Source organism: Pseudomonas baltica, assembly GCF_014235765.1.
Classification (GTDB): Bacteria; Pseudomonadota; Gammaproteobacteria; order Pseudomonadales; family Pseudomonadaceae; genus Aquipseudomonas; species Aquipseudomonas baltica.
The window spans coordinates 17,459-35,035 of sequence record NZ_JACMYH010000003.1 but is presented as its reverse complement, the minus strand read 5'-3'; the positions used below and the strand labels follow the sequence as shown (position 1 = coordinate 35,035).

Genomic DNA, 17,577 nt, shown 5'->3' with positions numbered 1-17,577 from the left:
TTGATTCTGCTCATGAGCAAAGCTCCTCTCGTCCTGGTGGACGGTTCTTCCTATCTGTACCGGGCGTTCCACGCACTGCCGCCGCTGGCCACCTCCAAGGGCATGCCCACGGGTGCGGTGAAGGGCGTGCTGAACATGCTCAAGAGCCTGCGTCGGCAGTATCCGGACAGCCCGTTCGCGGTGGTCTTCGACGCCAAGGGCGGGACGTTCCGCGATGCCCTCTACGGCGACTACAAGGCCAACCGTCCGAGCATGCCCGACGACCTGCGGGTACAGGTCGAGCCACTGCACGCCTGCGTCCGGGCCCTGGGCTATCCATTGCTGTGCGTGGATAACGTCGAGGCTGACGACGTCATCGGCACCCTGGCCCGCAGCAGCGCGGCAGCCGATCGCCCGGTGGTCATTTCCACGGGTGACAAGGACATGGCGCAACTGGTCGACGGCCACATCACCCTGGTCAACACCATGACCGGCAGCGTGCTGGACATCGCCGGCGTCAAGGAGAAGTTCGGCGTCGGTCCCGAGCACATCATCGACTTCCTGGCCCTGATGGGTGACAAGGTCGACAACATCCCCGGCGTGCCGGGCGTGGGGGAAAAAACCGCTCAGGGCCTGCTGACCGGCATCGGCGGCGGCCTCAAGGAACTCTACGAGAGCCTCGACAAGGTCCCGGCCCTGGCCATTCGCGGCGCCAAGGCGCTGCCCGCCAAGCTGGAAGAACACCGGGCAATGGCTTTCCTTTCGTATGAACTGGCCACCATCAAGATCGACGTACCGCTGGACGTGAAAGTCGACCAACTGATGTGCAGCGAGCCGGATCGCGATGCACTGCTTGCCATCTACAGCGAGCTGGAGTTCCGCAGCTGGATCGAAGACGTCGAGCGTGAAGCCCGGCGCGCCGGCGAAGAGCTGGCTCCGGCGCAGGAGCCGGTCGCGGCCATCGAAGTACGCTACGAAACGATTCTCGACCAGGCTCGCTTCGATGTCTGGCTGCAGAAGCTCGAACAGGCCAGCCTGTTCGCCTTCGACACCGAGACCACCGGCCTGGATGCCCAGCGCGCGCAGCTGGTAGGCATCTCCTTCGCGGTCGAACCCCACGAAGCCGCCTACATTCCGCTCACGCACTCCTACATGGGCGTGCCCGAACAGCTCGACCGCGATACCGTGCTGCTGGCGCTCAAGCCGCTGCTCGAGGATCCGCGCAAGCTCAAGGTCGGCCAGCACGCCAAGTACGACATCAATATCCTCGCCAACTGTGCCATCGGTGGCGTCCAGGACAACGGCATAGACGTGCAGGGCGTGGCCTTCGACACCATGCTCGAATCCTACGTGCTCGACTCCACCGCCACTCGGCACGACATGGACAGCCTCGCCTTCAAGTACCTGAACCACACCACCATCAAGTTCGCCGACATCGCCGGCAAGGGCGCCAAGCAGCTGACCTTCGACCAGATCGCGCTGGAACAGGCCGGCCCCTACGCCGCCGAAGACGCCGACATCACCCTGCGCCTGCATCAACTGTTCCAGGCCAAGCTGGATGCAGTGCCCAGCTTGCTGCCCGTGCTGCAGGACATCGAAATGCCGCTGGTGCCGGTGCTGGCACGGATCGAGCGCCAGGGCGCGCTGGTCGATGCCAAGCTGCTGGGTATCCAGAGCGTGGAACTGGGTGAAAAGATGGTTGCCCTGGAGCGCGAAGCGTTCGAGATCGCCGGCGAGGAGTTCAACCTGGGATCACCCAAGCAATTGGGGGTGATTCTCTACGAGAAACTCGGCTTGCCGATCATCTCCAAGACAGCCAAGGGCCAAGCCTCCACGGCAGAAGCGGTGCTCGCCGAACTGGCCGAGCAGGACTATCCGTTGCCCAAGGTGCTCATGCAGTACCGTTCCATGAGCAAGCTCAAGAGCACCTACACCGACCGCCTGCCCGAGCAGATCAACCCGCGCACCGGGCGCATCCACACGTCCTACCATCAAGCGGTCGCCGCCACTGGACGCCTGTCTTCCAGTGACCCGAACCTGCAGAACATCCCCATCCGCACCGCCGAGGGTCGGCGCATCCGTCAGGCTTTCATCGCGGCGCCCGGGTATCGCCTGCTGGCGGCCGACTACTCGCAGATCGAGCTGCGCATCATGGCCCACCTGGCCAAGGACGAAGGCTTGCTGCATGCCTTCCAGAACGATCTGGACGTGCACCGGGCCACGGCTGCGGAAGTGTTCGGGGTAGACCTGGCGCAGGTCACCACCGACCAGCGGCGCAGTGCCAAGGCGATCAACTTCGGCTTGATCTACGGCATGAGCGCGTTCGGCCTGGCCAAGCAGATCGGCGTCGACCGCAAGCAGTCGCAGGCCTATATCGACCGCTATTTCGCGCAGTATCCGGGCGTGCTCGAGTACATGGAGCGCACCCGCGCCCAGGCCGCCGAACAGGGCTTCGTCGAAACCCTGTTCGGGCGTCGCCTCTACGTGCCGGACATCAACGCCAAGAACCCCGCCCTGCGCCGCGGGGCCGAACGCACCGCGATCAACGCGCCGATGCAGGGTACGGCTGCCGATATCATCAAACGCGCCATGGTTGCGGTGGACAACTGGCTGGCCGAAAGCGGGCTGGACGCACGCGTCATCCTGCAAGTGCACGATGAATTGGTGCTGGAAGTGCGCGAGGACCTGGTCGAGCAGATCGGCACCCAGATCCGCCCGTACATGAGCGGCGCCGCGCAACTCGACGTGCCCTTGCTGGTGGAAGTCGGCGTGGGTTCCAACTGGGACGAGGCGCACTGATTCGAAGCCGGGTTGACGGCTTCGCGGCCGCTGACCGCTCCTACGGGCTTCCGCGCACTGCTTCGACGCGGTGTTGCTGCTTCGCGGTCGCTGACCGCTCCTACGGGCTTTTGCGCACTGGTTCGGCGCGGTGTTGCTGCTTCGCGGCCGCTGACCGCTCCTACGGGCTTTTGCGCGCTGATTCGGCGCGGTGTTGCTGCTTCGCGGTCGCCGACCATGCCTACGGATGCTCATGCTCTCTGTAGGAGCGGTCAGCGGCCGCGAAGGGGCACACGCCGAATCCAGGCCAGATGACAAACCTGAACCCCACATGAAACCAACGACTTAGTGCAAATAGTTTGCATCTGCCAAGGAACTCCCCCGGCCTCTCCCAGTCAGACATTGGGATTGGCTAGTGAAGCCTTTCGATGCTCCTATGTTGTGTTAAGTGTTGGCAGATATCCGGACCCTCAGCGGTTCGGACCTTGAGCCCCAGACTTCCCCCTCCCCATACGAAGTCCGGGGTTTTTTTTGCCCGAATTTTCTTCACGGCAGGCTCAGGCCTCTGCCGTGTTCTTGTCCGGCAGCTCCATCCAGCGTGCCAGCACCGTGTAGGCATCTTCCAGGCCAAGGCGCTTGGGCGCGGAGAACAGCTGGATGCTGACCGCGTCGCCCCACCCCTTGTGAATCTCGGCCTGGACCTTGAGCAAGGTGTTCTTGGCTGCGCCGTAGGTCAGTTTGTCGGCCTTGGTCAGCAGAATGTGCATGGGCATGTGGCTGGCCACCGACCAGTCGAGCATCAACAGGTCGAAGTCGGTCATCGGATGGCGGATGTCCATCATCAGAATCAGCCCCTTGAGGCTTTCACGACTGCCCAGATACGCTTCCAGGTGGCGCTGCCAGTGCAGCTTGAGCGGGATCGGAACCTTGGCGTAGCCGTAGCCGGGCAAGTCGACCAGGCGCCGCTCCTCGTCCAGATTGAAGAAGTTGAGCAGCTGCGTGCGCCCTGGGGTTTTCGAGGTCCGTGCCAGGCTGGCGTGGGTCAGGGTGTTCAAGGCGCTGGACTTGCCGGCATTGGAACGGCCAGCGAACGCGACCTCGAACCCTTCGTCATCGGGGCACTGCTCGACCTTGGCGGCGCTGAGCGAAAAGGTAGCCTGTTGGCACAGGCCCAGGATGGGGTTTTTGAGTTGCATGTGATTTCCGGTAGAGGCAGGGCCCGATGCAGCAGCCGCAAGAACGATGCAGCGAAGTATATAGGGCTGGACAATATGTGGGTGATTTTGCCGGCAATGGCCTGCGTGCGGGCATAATGCGCCCAGGCCGGCCGTACGGTGCGGCAGGTCGAGAACTTCACCTTGGTTGGATCAGTCGATGAGCGCAATGCGTGTGATGGGCCTGCTCTGCGCGCTGCTGGCCAGCAGCGCGGCAAGTGCTGCCGGCACGACGGGCGACAGCGCCCGAGGGCAGCCACTGACGACACTGTGCGCCGCGTGCCACGGCCCGAACGGCAACAGCCTGGTGCCGATCTTTCCGAAGCTGGCCGGCCAGGGCGAGCGCTACCTGAACGAGCAGTTGCTGGACATCCGCGAAAACCGTCGCGTGGTCCCGGAAATGGCCGGTACGCTGGCTGAGCTGAGCGACCAGGATCTGCTCGACATCGCCGCCTGGTACGCCGAGCAGACGCCCGCCCCCACGGAAGCCGCAGCCGTCTTGGCGCAGCGTGGGCAGGACCTCTACCGCAGTGGCGATCCGGCGCTGGGTGTACCTGCCTGCAGCGGCTGCCACGCTCCCGGGGGTGCCGGTACCGCACTGGCCGGCTTTCCACAGCTGCGGGGTCAGCATGCACCGTACCTGATCAAGCGGCTGACCGCTTTTCGCCAAGAGGGCGATGCCGCTGCGATCATGCACGACATTGCAGGCAGGCTCAGCGATGACGACATTGCAGCCCTGGCCACTCATATTCAGGCACTGCGCTGAAAACGATCGGGCATGGGCCAGGTGCAGGCCAGGCGCCAGACCTTCGCGGCCGTCTTACGCCTGGTTACATCTATTGGGCCATGAAAATAGCGCAAAGGCCCTCCTCGTCCACCCTTTTTTGACATCACTGCCGTTACACTAGCCACCTCGATCAGGCAGGTCCGGTGCTGGCACCGATCCGTCCCTTGTATGAAACTGCTCAGGAGTCACGCATGCGTAATCTGATTTTCGGCGCCTTCCTCGTTGTCGCCAGTGCCATGGGCGTGACCGCCCAGGCGGCGGATGTGCCGCTGGAAGCCGGCAAGACCTACGTTCAACTGAACAGCCCGGTAGCCGTCGCCGAGCCCGGCAAGATCGAAGTCGTCGAGATGTTCTGGTACGGCTGCCCGCATTGCTACGCGTTCGAGCCGACCATTAACCCTTGGGTCGAGAAGCTCCCGGCCGACGTCAATTTCGTCCGTATTCCAGCCATGTTCGGCGGCCCGTGGGATGCCCATGGCCAGCTGTTCCTGACCCTGGAAGCCATGGGTGTGGAGCACAAGGTCCACAACGCCGTGTTCAATGCCATCCAGAAGGAACACAAGCCGCTGATCAAACCCGAGGACATGGCCGAATTCGTCGCCACCCAGGGCGTGGACAAGGAAAAATTCCTGCAGACCTTCAACTCTTTCGCCATCAAGGGCCAGATCGCCAAGGCCAAGGAGCTGGCCAAGAAGTATGAAATCTCCGGCGTGCCGACCATGATCGTCAACGGCAAGTACCGCTTCGACCTGGGCACCGCCGGCGGGCCCGAGCAGACCCTGAACGTGGCCGACCAGCTGATTGCCAAGGAACGTGCCGCCAAGTAAGCGGCATCACCCGCGATACGACGTTTTCGCAGCGCACCCATCGCGGGTGGGTGTGAGCTGCAGGTCAACGAGCAATCCTTGTCATGAGTGACGACAGCCAGCGCTGGAAAGAGAAATACCTGCAAAGCATCGACCAGCAGGAAAAGCTCGAGCGGCGCTGGAACGCCCGTCTCGACCTGCTGCGTCGAGGCTTGGTGCGCAGCAGCCTTGCGGCCGAAGGCAGCGACCGGGCGGTGGATGTCTGCATGAAGGAGATGCGCGAGGTGCTGCGTGGCGACGACATGGACGCTCGGCTGGCGGCGCTGATTCCGCGTCTGGAAATTGCCGTGCTGGAGTCCGAGAAGCGCCGACAGTCCCGGGTGCAGCAGATAGGCACCGCGCTGGGGGCTCTGGTCACGCAACTGCAGTCGCTGCCGCTGCCGCGCGATGTCAGCAAACCTTTGAAAAAGCTCGCCCAGGGCCTTGAAGAGCGGGCTGGACAGGCGCGCGAGATGCCCTTGCTGCTCAGTGAGCTCAGTGGTTTGCAGGAGCAGGCGCTCAATACCCTCGACCGACCCTTGCGCGCGCAGCGGGCGGGCCTGCTGCAGCGCTTGTTCGGCAGCCCCGATCCGGCCGACGCCAGCCCTGTGCAGTCCATACCTGTGCCCGCAGCGCAGGGTGCACCGGCAGTGGCCGGCGCGACGCCTGATCCCGTCACTGCGGAATCCGACACTGCAGTGTCCGACGCTCACGTGGCCCCTGTGGCCATTGCAGACGAGCCGGCGCCGCAGCCTGCCCCGCTCGCTGTTGCGTTGGCAGTGGCCGACCTGCGCCTGCCAGCGAGCAACACTGCCAGTGAAGCGCCCGCGCTTGGCGCTGCAGACCCCGTGGCATCGCCCTTGGTCGAGCAGCCCACCGAGAAGCCCGCTGAACAGTTGCAGGTGCTCGACAGCGGCCTGACCGATGAACAGGCTTTCTATGCCTTGCCGGCCAGCCTTGAACCGCCGTACAGCAGCGTTGCCAGCCATATCGAAACCACCTTGCTCGAGCTGCTCAGCGAGTTGACCTTGCCCGAGCGCTACATGGCCCAGGCCCAGGCCATGCACGCGCGCATCCAGCGCGGGCTGAACTGGTACGAGCTGCTGCCGGTGCTCGATGAGCTCGCCGTATTGATGCTGGCCGTCAATGACGGCAGTCAGCAGGAGTTCGAACGCTACCTGCAACAGCTCAACCAGCGCCTGGAGAATTTCCAGCGCCAGTTGCAGCTGACCCATGGCGACCATGCCGACTCGCGCAGCGCCGCCCTGGCATTGGACGACGTGCTGCGTGAACACGTCGACGGGTTGCAGACGAGCATGCGTGGCGCTGTCGATATCGACGGCCTCAAGCAGGTGCTGGAAAGCCGGCTCGAGGGCTTGCTGGCCAGCATGGAGCAGCACCGCCTGCAGCGCGAGGCACGCGAACAGGAAATCACCGCGCGCCTGCAAGGCCTCGGCGAGCGTGTGACGAGCATGGAGCGCGAAGCCCTCGACTACCGCGACAAGCTCGAGCAGCAGCGCAACAAGGCCTTGCTCGATCCGCTCACTGGCCTGCCCAACCGAGCTGCCTGGAGCGAGCGCCTGGTTCTGGAGCATGTCCGCTCGCAGCAGACCGGCAATGGCCTGCTGCTGGCCATACTTGACCTGGATCACTTCAAGTCGATCAACGACACCTTTGGTCATCAGGCCGGCGACAAGGTCTTGAAGATCATCGCCAACGTGCTGCGCAAAGGCTTGCGCGGTGACGATTTCATCGCCCGCTTCGGTGGCGAAGAGTTCGCACTACTGATGCCGGGCAGCGATCTGGGCGGCGGCAGCCGTCTGCTCGAACGCCTGCGTGCGGCCGTCGAACAATGCCCTTTTCATTTCAAGGGCGAGCGTGTGAGCGTGACGATGTCGGCCGGCGTAGCGGTGTTCAAACCCGGTGAGAATGCCAGTCAGGTGCTCAAGCGCGCGGATCAGGCGCTCTACCGCGCCAAGGAAGCGGGACGCAACCAGATCGAGCCGGCTCCCTGAGGCTCCCGCGCCATCCCGCCACGGACGCGCGCGCAACATTCGGCAACGCGACGTAACGCATGCCCGCTGAATCCAGACAACCGGCTACGCTATGCTGATGCCCTGTTCCCGAACCTGCATGTGATCTCCCTATGAAGTTGCTCCTTGTCGCCCTCTCCCTGCTGGTACTGGCCGGTTGCTCCAACGGCTTGAGCATCGATCGCAGCCACCCGTCCGCGAACCACGACAATCGCGTGCAGTTCGTGGTGCTGCACTACACCTCGGCCGATCTGCCGCGTTCGCTGCAATTGCTCACTCATGGTGAAGTCAGCAGCCACTACCTGATCGGCGACCAGCCGGCCACCGTCTACCAGTTGGTGGACGAGAGCCGCCGTGCCTGGCATGCCGGCGAAAGCCAATGGGACGGCCGCACCTGGCTCAACTCCAGCTCCATCGGCATCGAAATCGTCAACCCCGGCTACAAGGACACCCCGAACGGCCGGGTCTGGTACCCCTACAGCGAAGCGCAGATCCAGGCCGTGATCGCCCTGCTCAAGGATATCGTCCAGCGCAACGGCATCGCACCGCGCAACATCATCGGCCACAGCGACATCGCGCCGCTGCGCAAGACCGATCCGGGGCCGATGTTTCCCTGGCAACGCCTGGCCGAACACGGCCTGGGCATGTGGCCCGACGCGAAGGCCGTGGCACGCTACCAGGCGCGCTTCCAGGCCAGCCCGCCGAGTATCGCCTGGTATCAGCAGCAGTTGGCCCGAGTGGGTTACGAGGTGGTCCAGAGCGGCGAGCTGGACGTCGCCACGCGACACGTAATTGCAGCCTTCCAGATGCACTTTCGTCCGCAACGCTTCGACGGCGAGCCCGATGCACAAAGCGCCGCGATCCTGCAGGCGCTCATCAGCAGGTAACAACCGATTTCACGTCGATATGCTCGAAAGCGCGGGCCAATCGCCATCTGGTTGCTATACATTGATGCCCCCGACTGGATGATCCTCGATGGCCGCCGTTTTCCCGCAGCTCCGCAGTCTTCTGTACCGCCCCTGGGCGCTGGCAACGCTTGCCGCCCTGGCCAGCGCGCTGCTGCTGTTCGCGGCCAGTTTCGCGCTGATCATGCACCAGGTTCAGCTCAACGAACGGCAGCAGATGAATGCCAGTGGCGAACGCTTCCTGATCCGCCTGGAGCAGGTGTTCGGTCAGCTGCGCGAGGGGGTCGATGCGTTGCAGGCTCAACCTGTGCGCCATTGCGGCCCGCAGATGATGGATGCCCTGGAAAAGATCGGCTTCGACAACCGCTTCGTCTTCGAAGCCGCGTTCATCGACGGCGCCCAGCGCTGCTCCAACCGTCGCGGCAAGGACGTCGCCAGCCTGGGTCGACCGCCGGACATCCAGGGTTCTACCTACAGTTACTGGCTCAACACCACCACTCAGCGCAATGACAACTGGGCCGCGCTGATGCTTGGCCGCGGGCCGTTCCGGGTTTCGACCTCGCGGGGGCATCTGAGCGACGTGGTCGACCTGCCCGCCGGTGGCAGCCTGTTGGTGGTGCTCGACCAGGGGCGCCGGGCGATCCCGGTGCTGGGTTCAGAGCAGCCATGGCCGCCGGTATCGGGTTGGCGTGCCGATGCGGTCGATGCCTTGCAGGTCACGTCGGACCGGTTGATCTACCGCATGTCGACCAAGTCCCCGGACTTCCAGTTGGTGCTGATCGCTCCGCGCAGCAAGGAACTGCCCATATTCGATACCCCGCTGTGGCTGCTGTTTCCTGTCAGCCTGGTGGTGGCCCTGTGCATCGGCTGGCTGGTTCTGCAACTGATCACCCAGCGTCGCTCGATGGGCGGCGAGCTGCACGGTGCGTTGCGTCGGGGCGAACTGCAGGTGCTCTACCAGCCGATCTTCGACCTGAGCAATCGTCGCTGCGTCGGTGCCGAGGCACTGGTGCGCTGGCGTCGCCCCGACGGTACGCTCACCAGCCCGGAACTGTTCATTCCGCTGGCGGAACACAGCGGCCAGATCCGCCAGATCACCGACTTCGTCCTGCAGCAGTCGCTCGAGCAGCTCAGCCACCTCTTGCGAGCCAACCCGCATTTGTACATTTCAGTGAATCTGGCTGCGTGCGATGTCACCGTGCCGCGCATCGGTGAGGTGGTGGCCCGGCTGCTCTCCATCTACCGCGTGGCGCCCGAGCAGATCGCCTTCGAGGTGACCGAACGTTCCCTGATCGACGTCGACGTGGCGCGGGAAAACCTTCAGGCCCTTCGCGACGTGGGCCATACGGTATTGATCGATGATTTCGGCACCGGTTACTGCAGCCTGGCGTACCTGCAAAGCCTGCCTGTGGACTGCCTCAAGATCGACAAGGCGTTCATCGACGCCCTGGGCGATGACGTCGAAAGCAGTGGCGTGGCGCCCCACATCATTCGCATGGCTCATGCCCTGGATCTGCGGGTGATCGCCGAAGGCATCGAGCACGAGGCGCAAGCGCTGCTGCTCGAAAGCGAAGGCGTCGACTACGGTCAGGGTTGGTTGTTCGCGCAGGCACTGAATGCGCGACAGTTCAAGGAACTGATCACCAAGGGCCGGCGCCGCGCTGGTCGGCGCGCCGGCGACGAGGCCTGAGGGCTCAAGGCACCCAGGCCATCGCGCTAGATCGACAGGGTCATGTAGAACTGGGTGCCCTGGCCGGGTCTTGAGTAGACCCCCATGCGGCCACCGTGCAACTGCACGATCTCCTTGCACAGCGCCAGGCCCAGTCCGGCACCGCCCTTCTTGCGCCCGACCTGTACGAAAGGCTCGAAAATACGCCCCTGCTGGCCGTAGGCAATGCCTTCGCCGTTGTCCTCGACGCTGATGATCACGCGCTCGGCATGGCGGCGTGCCTGCAAGCGGATATGGCCATTTTCCGCTGTGTGCCGCAGGGCGTTTTCCAGCAAGTTGTCCAGCACCCGATCCAGTTGCCCTGCGTCCACGTGCAGGCGTGGCAGCCCTTCGGCCAACTCGATGGTCAGCTGGATGCCCAGCTCATGGGCGCGGCTGGCGAAGCGCTCGTAGGCGCGCTGCAACAGGTCATCCAGCGCACACGGTGCCAGCACCAGCTTCTGCAGGCCGTTCTGGTAACGCGAAAAGTTGAGCAGGTCGTTGATCAGTTGCATCAAACGCTGCATTTCTTCGTTGACCGTCATGAGCAGATCGGCCTCGCGACTCTGCTCAGGGAAATGCACGCGCTCCTGCAGCAGCCCAAAGGCCATGTGCATGCCAGTTACCGGCGTGCGCAGCTCGTGGGAGGCGCGCAGGACGAATTCGCTGCGTACGCGTGCGAACGCCCGCTGCTCGGTTACATCGTGCAGCACCATGACCGCGCCGAGGATATTGCCTTGGGTATGGGTCACCGGCGTCAGGCTGTACGAAAGCAGACGCGCTTCACCATCGACTTCAAAGCTCAGGTCGTCCAGCGCACGCTCCAGGCTGCCACCGCGCAGGATCAAATTCAGTTGTTCGTCCAGATCGGGCCTGCCAAGCGCTTCGCCCAGCCCCAGGCCCAGGCGGTGGTCTTCCCAGCCCAGCTGACGCTGCGCAACCGGGTTCAAATGCTCCAGCTGGCCCTGTCGATCAATCATCAGCAGGCCGTCGTCGATGCTGTCCAGCACCGCTTGCAGGCGCTGTTGCCCGGCGCGGAGCTCATCGACATTGGTGGCCTGATGCTGACGCAGCGCGTGGGCCATGGTGGCGAAGCGGCTGGCCAGCCGATTCAATTCTGCTGCTGGTGAAACCGGCAGCTGCACATCGAAATTGCCTTGGCTGATGTCGTCCGCCGCCTTGGCCAAGGCCTCGATGGGCCCGCCGAAACGGCGCGCGATACCGTGTGCGGTAAAAAAGCCGACGATCAGCACCGCCAGGCCCACCAGGCCGAGCAAACCCGATACCCACATCGCCCGTTGGTGGGACTCGTGCTCCAGTGCGGCGATACTTTGCAGGGTGTTCTTGTACGAATCGATCAGGCCCGTGCGCAGGGTATTGAATGCCTGGCTCAGCGGCGGGTTGTGGCTCAACGGCAGGTGTTGCGTGGCCGTGGCCTGGTATTGCTCGACAAAGGCCTGGAAGTTTTCGGCGGACTGGAGAAATCCGTAGTGAGCATTGTGGCTTTGCTCATGGGCGATGCCTTCATCGAGCAGCGCCTTGAATTGCTCCTGTGACTGGCCGATGCCCGCAACGTCTGGATCAGGCTCCAGCATCATGACCAATTGATCGCCCAGGCTCTGGCGCATCTTGAGCCCCAGGTCCAGCGTGGTGAAGTGGCTGCGCAGCATGCTTTCCTGCGAAGCAGCCATCTGCATCACGCTGACCAGACCCAACACCAGCCCCAGCAACGCGACCGTAATCAGCGCCGAGATGCTGAGAAACAGCCGGGTGTGCAGCTTCATGGCCAGTTTCATAGGTTGTACTGTTTGCGTTTGCGATAAAGCGTCGAGGCATCGATACCCAGGGTTTTGGCGGCCTGATCCAAGGTATCACTGGTGGCCAGGACGGCACCGATGTGGGCCTTTTCCAGTTCGTCCAGGCTCAGCGCAGCGCCGATGCGCGGTGCATTGTTGGCGGGCTGCTCGGCCATGCCCAGATGGCTGACCTCGACGCGCTCCTGAGGGCAGATGATGCTCGCCCGTTCGATCACGTTGCGCAGCTCGCGGATATTTCCCGGCCAGCGATAGTTGAGCAGCGCCGCCCGTGCCTCCTCGCTGAAGCCTCTTGCTGGCCGCGCGTACTCCTTAACGAAGCGCGCCAGGAAACGATCGGCCAGGGTCAGGATATCCTCGCTGCGCTCGCGCAGCGGCGGCAGGTGCAGGGTGATCACGTTCAGGCGGTACAGCAGATCCTCGCGAAAACGGCCCTCGCGAACCATGTCCTCAAGGTTGAGGTTGGTCGCCGCCAGGATGCGCACATCGGCGCGCCGCGTCACGGGGTCACCTACCCGCTCGTATTCCTTGTCCTGAATGAAGCGCAGCAACTTGGGCTGCAAGGTCAAGGGAAAATCGCCGATCTCGTCGAGAAACAGAGTCCCGCCATCGGCCTGGTTGACGCGACCCAAAGTGCTTTCACTGGCACCGGTGAAAGCACCGCGACTGTGGCCGAAGAGTTCGCTTTCCATCAACTCGGCAGTCAGCGACGGGCAGTTGATGGTTACGCAGCTTTTCTTGGCGCGCTTGCTCCAGCCATGAATGGCGCGTGCCAGCTCGCCCTTGCCGGTACCCGATTCGCCAAGGATGAGGATGTTGGCATCGGTCACCGCCACCTGGCGCGCGGTTTCCAGCACGACCATCATGGCAGGGCTGTGTGAATCAAGGCCGTCCTTGGGCTTGCGCACTTCGCCTTCGAGCGCTTCGAGCCGAGCCGACAATTGACGTACTTCCAATTGCTTGGCGGTCGCCAGGCGCAACTGATCGGGGCTGCAGGGCTTGACCAGATAGTCGGCGGCGCCGGCCTGAATCGCATCGACGGCGGTATCCACCGCCGAGTGCGCGGTGACGATCACCACACGCATCCATGGTGCCTGCACACGCATCTGTGCCAATACATCCAGGCCGTTGTCCTCGCCCAGGCGCAGGTCGAGGAAGCACAGGTCGAACACCTGCCGTTGCATCAAGGTGTCTGCCTGATTCGCGCTGTTGGCCGTCGCCACGCTGTAGCCTTCGTCTTCCAGGCAATAGCGGAAGGTACGCAGGATGGCGGACTCATCGTCCACCAGCAGAATGCGGCCTTTATGCTCCGTGCCAGATTCCATGTTCCTACGCTCCTCAGAGAAAATTCTTGGTTAGTCCCGGACAAATCGGGCAGGTTGCATGGTCGATTCTGATTGATTCGGCAGGCTGCATGGTAGCGATTAGCTGATTACATTTCTAACTGTATGAAATATCTGAGCTTTCAGTAAGTAAAAAGTTTGGCATATGCCTTGCGATATCAACCGATCGTCTTCAATGGGAGGAGAGTACGAATGCGCGGTATCAAGCGACTCACGTTGGCAAGCGTCATCGCAGGTCTGGTAGGCCTGTCGACATTGGTCTCGGCGGCCACCCCTGCCAATCTCGAGAAACACGAAGGTGAATCATCCAGCCTCGAGAGCAGGCTGCAGGCAGCACGCCAGGAGGGCTCCATCTGGACAGCGCTGGCCTTGAATCGACAGCTCAACGGCTTCGAGTTCGGCGTGCAGGTCCGTGAGGGCACCGCTACGTTGACCGGCGCCGTGGAAGATCAGGTCGACCGCGAGCTTGCCGAGCAGGTAGCCCTCAATACCCAAGGCATCGACAAGGTCGATAACCGTCTGACCCTCAATCCGGAATTGGTTGAGCACGTCAATCAGCGTCAGCAATTCGCCCAGCATCTGGAAGACGCCACGCTCACGGCAATCGTCAAGTCCAAGTTGCTGTGGAACACCAGTACCCAAGCACTGGATATCGTCGTCACCACCAGCGACGGTGTCGTAACGCTCAAGGGCCAGGCGCAGACTGCCGATGCCAAGCAACTGGCTGGCAGCCTGGCGACCAATACCGATGGCGTCTATCAGGTGAACAACCTGATCAGCCTGGGTGCAGCGGATACGGCGACGACGCGGGCCGAGACCAAGGCCAAGAAGACCGAAGAAGCCTTGAGCGATACTTGGGTGACCAGCAAGATCAAGGCGAGCCTGTTGCTCAATCGCGATCTGGACGGGCTGAGCATCGATGTCGAGACGCGCACGGGCATGGTAGCGCTCAAAGGCGACGTCGCCAGTTCCGAGCAGAAAACCCTGGCGGTCGAGGTGGCACGCAACATCCGCGGTGTCCGTGGCGTGGATGCCGATCTGTTGAAAGTGTCCAAGCCAATACTGTGATCGTGCAAATCGCCCGAGCCCAGGCGCGTTATCGTGCAGGTTGCTATTGAGTATTGAACGTCTATTAATACAACCAACTGATTTTAAAGGGTTTAATCGGAGATAAGAGGTTGGCATGCAGGCTGCAATACTTGTTTCAAGAACACGTATTCAGTCGCCATCCAAGTGCAAGGAGTTTCCGGATGAACCGTCCTCAAGCAGCTCAAGCGTCCGCCCAGTCCCAATCAATGCGCCAAGCGTTGTTTCTGGTTCTGGCGACGCTGGTGACCCTGCTGGCGGTGCAGCTGTATGCAGGCTGGGCATCTGCCCAGCAGCAGGAACTTCTTCTGCCACCTCAGGAGCGTCTGGTCGACACCGCGCACCTCAATCCAGCCAGTGCGCATTGGGTCGGGCGTCAGCAATCTGGAAACATTGAACGCGTACAAGCGAACGAGCCGGTTGAACACATTCGCAGTTGGGTGTTCTGAGGTACTGGCAACGCATCTGATCAACCGATAAAACACGACAAATCGTAAAGGAGATACACCATGCTGAGTTGGGCAGTCACATTCCTGATCATCGCCATCATCGCCGCCGTCCTGGGCTTCGGTGGTATCGCCGGCACCGCAGCAGGCATCGCCAAGATCCTGTTCGTAGTATTCCTGGTGCTGTTCGTCGTCTCGTTCATCTTTGGCCGTCGCGGTCGAGGCTGACCATGACCAGCATGACCCTCAAGGGTATAGCCATGGCGCTGTCGCTGGTCGGCAGCAGCATGGCAATGGCCGCCAATGACGGTCAGGCTCGCGTCAGCGAGCTACTGGGTTCGAGCACCGAGTACCGCGATACCTGGCAGTCGGTGATCAAGTCCGAGGAACGTGTTCCGGACTGGATCATCAATCTGTCAGGCGTTTCGCCCCAGCAGATGTCTGCAGTCCCTGAGGACGGCGACAATTATCTGGTGGGGCCGCTGTGTGAAACCGCTGAGAGCTGCAAAAGCGGGCGACTGCTCGTAGCCTTCAGCATGGACAAGGAAGATGCGTACGCATTGTATGTCCAGGTACCTGCCGGCTTGCCTGCCGATAAGTCGCCGACGCGTCACGCGACCTATCGCTTTCTCGGCAAGCCCGACGAAGGCATGCAGCTGATGCTCATGGAACAGTTGAAGAAAGACCCTGACTGGTACTGACTTCCTGTGATGCCGTGATGGTTTGCGCCATCACGGCAGTGCATCAAAGATCTACAGATTGGGCCGGGTCATCCTGGTCCGAATGGCCGGCACTCAGAACGTGGCGGTCATGACCATGGGGTCGGGTTGTTCTGAATGCAGTCGGTTCGGAGTGACCTAGGGGTACAGGGAGGACCTCCGAACCGGGCCGGGTCAGGCAACAGCTGCTGCGCAAGCGGTGTACGATCATTACGTGCCCGGCTTGCGCAGAGCCTATCTTCGCAGCGTCGAGCTGCCTTCCATCTTGTTTCATCTTTTTCCAGCAGAAAATTCCCAGCGTTCGGTTTCGCGAACGTCGTTGGTTTTTTTGCACTCCCCTTTCGGCAAACCTGCCAATTGCTTCGGCATGACCAGTCGTCTATCCGAACGCACATATCAAAAGCAGAAAATCATTCAATTGCGTTATGCCGATCTTGCATAGGGTAGTCGCATCCGGCATTAGACGCTGCCGCAGTGCATCGGAATAGTTGCGCCTTTTTTCGTTCGCCAAAGCGTTTCGCCATGGCGTGAAGAAACCTCTACGGATGGCCGTTCGGCTTGCGAACAGGCATCACGAGTTGACTTGGAAAAAGGGTAACGACATGAAGAAGGCAAAACTGAGCCTCGCCTGGCAAATACTCATCGGCTTGGTACTGGGCATCGCACTGGGTGCAGTGCTCAACCACTTCAGTGCCGAGAAGGCCTGGTGGATCGGCAATATCCTGCAGCCCGCAGGCGACATCTTCATCCGCCTGATCAAGATGATCGTGATCCCCATCGTGATCTCTTCTCTGATCGTCGGCATTGCCGGCGTGGGCGATGCGAAAAAGCTCGGCCGCATTGGCGTAAAGACCATCCTCTATTTCGAAGTGGTGACCACCATTGCCATTCTGGTTGGCCTGGGCCTTGCCAACTTGTTCCAGCCGGGGCTGGGTATCGACATGAGTACCTTGGGCACCGTGGATATCTCGCAGTATCAGAAAACCACGGCTGAGGTGCAGCATGACCATGCGTTCGTTGCCACCCTGCTCAACCTGATTCCGTCCAACATCTTTGCGTCGATCGTTCGCGGCGACATGCTGCCGATCATCTTCTTCTCGGTACTGTTCGGCCTGGGCCTGTCGAGTCTGCCAGGTGAAACCCGCGAGCCTCTGGTCAAAGTCTTTCAGGGCGTATCGGAAAGCATGTTCAAGGTCACTCACATGATCATGAACTACGCCCCAATTGGGGTTTTCGCGCTGATTGCCGTCACGGTGGCCAACTTCGGCTTCGCTTCACTGCTGCCCTTGGCCAAACTGGTGGTGCTGGTGTATGCGGCGATCCTGTTCTTCGCCATCGTCGTGCTCGGTGTCATCGCGCGCCTGTTCGGCTTCTCGGTCTTCAAGCTGTTCCGCATCTTCAAGGACGAGCTGGTACTGGCGTATTCCACGGCCAGTTCGGAAACCGTCCTGCCACGCGTGATCGAGAAGATGGAAGCGTATGGCGCACCGAAGGCCATCAGCAGCTTCGTGGTGCCCACCGGCTACTCGTTCAACCTCGACGGCTCTACCCTCTATCAAAGCATCGCGGCGCTGTTCATTGCCCAGCTGTATGGCATCGACCTGTCGATCGGGCAACAACTGATGTTGGTACTGACCCTGATGGTCACTTCCAAAGGCATTGCAGGCGTGCCGGGCGTGTCGTTCGTGGTCTTGCTGGCCACCCTGGGCAGCGTCGGCATTCCACTTGAAGGCCTGGCCTTCATTGCCGGCGTCGACCGCATCATGGACATGGCCCGTACTGCGCTCAACGTCATCGGCAATGCCTTGGCCGTGCTGGTGATCTCGCGTTGGGAAGGCATGTACGACGATGCCAAGGGCGAGCGTTACTGGAACTCCCTGCCGCACTGGCGCAACAAGGACCGCGTCGCCCCCTGACGCG

14 protein-coding genes are annotated in these 17,577 nt (G+C 61.9%); 11 read left to right on the top strand and 3 right to left on the bottom strand.

Annotated features, from left to right (window positions below; all coding sequences use genetic code 11):
- Positions 1-12 precede the first annotated feature (12 nt).
- The gene (polA, locus tag H7993_RS12520; protein WP_185794584.1) at positions 13-2,778 is read left to right on the top strand and encodes a DNA polymerase I; all 2,766 of its coding nucleotides are present in this window, start codon (positions 13-15) and stop codon (positions 2,776-2,778) included.
- Between the two features lie 536 nt (positions 2,779-3,314).
- Here the strand turns inward: polA and yihA are convergent.
- Positions 3,315-3,953 (bottom strand): ribosome biogenesis GTP-binding protein YihA/YsxC, encoded by a 639-nt coding sequence (yihA, locus tag H7993_RS12515; protein WP_122480098.1) that lies wholly within the window; start codon positions 3,951-3,953, stop codon positions 3,315-3,317.
- Positions 3,954-4,131: 178 nt separating this feature from the next.
- On the opposite strand from yihA, the gene H7993_RS12510 reads away from it, so the two are divergent.
- The 5 genes from H7993_RS12510 (at position 4,132) to H7993_RS12490 (ending at position 10,231) form a co-directional block, all read left to right on the top strand.
- Positions 4,132-4,737: a c-type cytochrome gene (locus tag H7993_RS12510; protein ID WP_185794583.1), complete on the top strand. Its 606-nt coding sequence runs from the start codon at positions 4,132-4,134 to the stop codon at positions 4,735-4,737.
- A gap of 212 nt (positions 4,738-4,949) precedes the next feature.
- Positions 4,950-5,585: a thiol:disulfide interchange protein DsbA/DsbL gene (locus tag H7993_RS12505; protein ID WP_122480100.1), complete on the top strand. Its 636-nt coding sequence runs from the start codon at positions 4,950-4,952 to the stop codon at positions 5,583-5,585.
- Between the two features lie 83 nt (positions 5,586-5,668).
- Positions 5,669-7,618 carry a GGDEF domain-containing protein gene (locus tag H7993_RS12500; protein WP_185794582.1) on the top strand — a complete coding sequence of 650 codons (1,950 nt, stop codon included), beginning with the start codon at positions 5,669-5,671 and terminating at the stop codon, positions 7,616-7,618.
- Between the two features lie 131 nt (positions 7,619-7,749).
- Positions 7,750-8,523, top strand: coding sequence for an N-acetylmuramoyl-L-alanine amidase (locus H7993_RS12495; protein WP_122480102.1), 774 nt, complete (start codon positions 7,750-7,752; stop codon positions 8,521-8,523).
- Between the two features lie 88 nt (positions 8,524-8,611).
- Positions 8,612-10,231 carry an EAL domain-containing protein gene (locus H7993_RS12490; protein WP_122480103.1) on the top strand — a complete coding sequence of 540 codons (1,620 nt, stop codon included), beginning with the start codon at positions 8,612-8,614 and terminating at the stop codon, positions 10,229-10,231.
- A 26-nt stretch (positions 10,232-10,257) separates the two neighbouring features.
- Here H7993_RS12490 and H7993_RS12485 read toward each other — a convergent pair whose 3' ends face one another.
- A complete protein-coding gene (locus tag H7993_RS12485) occupies positions 10,258-12,045 on the bottom strand; it encodes a KinB sensor domain-containing domain (protein WP_185794581.1) in 1,788 nt (595 codons plus the stop codon).
- Complete coding sequence (algB, locus tag H7993_RS12480) at positions 12,042-13,388, bottom strand: sigma-54-dependent response regulator transcription factor AlgB (RefSeq protein ID WP_049860524.1); 1,347 nt, start codon at positions 13,386-13,388, stop codon at positions 12,042-12,044. The genes H7993_RS12485 and algB overlap by 4 nt, the downstream gene beginning before the upstream one ends.
- Positions 13,389-13,598: 210 nt before the next feature.
- Between algB and H7993_RS12475 the strand changes: the two genes are divergently transcribed.
- From H7993_RS12475 to gltP, 5 genes are all read left to right on the top strand, one after another.
- Positions 13,599-14,474 (top strand): BON domain-containing protein, encoded by an 876-nt coding sequence (locus H7993_RS12475; protein WP_185794580.1) that lies wholly within the window; start codon positions 13,599-13,601, stop codon positions 14,472-14,474.
- A gap of 182 nt (positions 14,475-14,656) precedes the next feature.
- Positions 14,657-14,941: a hypothetical protein gene (locus tag H7993_RS12470; protein WP_185794579.1), complete on the top strand. Its 285-nt coding sequence runs from the start codon at positions 14,657-14,659 to the stop codon at positions 14,939-14,941.
- Between the two features lie 60 nt (positions 14,942-15,001).
- Positions 15,002-15,166 carry a DUF1328 domain-containing protein gene (locus tag H7993_RS12465; protein WP_043191899.1) on the top strand — a complete coding sequence of 55 codons (165 nt, stop codon included), beginning with the start codon at positions 15,002-15,004 and terminating at the stop codon, positions 15,164-15,166.
- Between the two features lie 2 nt (positions 15,167-15,168).
- Complete coding sequence (locus tag H7993_RS12460; RefSeq protein ID WP_185794578.1) at positions 15,169-15,639, top strand: inhibitor of vertebrate lysozyme family protein; 471 nt, start codon at positions 15,169-15,171, stop codon at positions 15,637-15,639.
- Positions 15,640-16,259: 620 nt separating this feature from the next.
- Positions 16,260-17,573 (top strand): glutamate/aspartate:proton symporter GltP, encoded by a 1,314-nt coding sequence (gene gltP, locus H7993_RS12455; RefSeq protein ID WP_185794577.1) that lies wholly within the window; start codon positions 16,260-16,262, stop codon positions 17,571-17,573.
- The last annotated feature ends 4 nt before the right edge of the window (positions 17,574-17,577 follow it).

Bases quoted from the DNA above. Each gene is read 5' to 3' on its own strand.
- H7993_RS12490 (WP_122480103.1), top strand. From the start codon at position 8,612: ATGGCCGCCGTTTTCCCGCAGCTCCGCAGTCTTCTGTACCGCCCCTGG.
- H7993_RS12465 (WP_043191899.1), top strand. From the start codon at position 15,002: ATGCTGAGTTGGGCAGTCACATTCCTGATCATCGCCATCATCGCCGCC.
- H7993_RS12500 (WP_185794582.1), top strand. From the start codon at position 5,669: ATGAGTGACGACAGCCAGCGCTGGAAAGAGAAATACCTGCAAAGCATC.
- H7993_RS12510 (WP_185794583.1), top strand. From the start codon at position 4,132: ATGAGCGCAATGCGTGTGATGGGCCTGCTCTGCGCGCTGCTGGCCAGC.
- gltP (WP_185794577.1), top strand. From the start codon at position 16,260: ATGAAGAAGGCAAAACTGAGCCTCGCCTGGCAAATACTCATCGGCTTG.
- H7993_RS12495 (WP_122480102.1), top strand. From the start codon at position 7,750: ATGAAGTTGCTCCTTGTCGCCCTCTCCCTGCTGGTACTGGCCGGTTGC.
- H7993_RS12475 (WP_185794580.1), top strand. From the start codon at position 13,599: ATGCGCGGTATCAAGCGACTCACGTTGGCAAGCGTCATCGCAGGTCTG.
- polA (WP_185794584.1), top strand. From the start codon at position 13: ATGAGCAAAGCTCCTCTCGTCCTGGTGGACGGTTCTTCCTATCTGTAC.
- H7993_RS12505 (WP_122480100.1), top strand. From the start codon at position 4,950: ATGCGTAATCTGATTTTCGGCGCCTTCCTCGTTGTCGCCAGTGCCATG.
- H7993_RS12485 (WP_185794581.1), bottom strand. From the start codon at position 12,045: ATGAAACTGGCCATGAAGCTGCACACCCGGCTGTTTCTCAGCATCTCG.
- algB (WP_049860524.1), bottom strand. From the start codon at position 13,388: ATGGAATCTGGCACGGAGCATAAAGGCCGCATTCTGCTGGTGGACGAT.
- H7993_RS12460 (WP_185794578.1), top strand. From the start codon at position 15,169: ATGACCAGCATGACCCTCAAGGGTATAGCCATGGCGCTGTCGCTGGTC.
- yihA (WP_122480098.1), bottom strand. From the start codon at position 3,953: ATGCAACTCAAAAACCCCATCCTGGGCCTGTGCCAACAGGCTACCTTT.
- H7993_RS12470 (WP_185794579.1), top strand. From the start codon at position 14,657: ATGAACCGTCCTCAAGCAGCTCAAGCGTCCGCCCAGTCCCAATCAATG.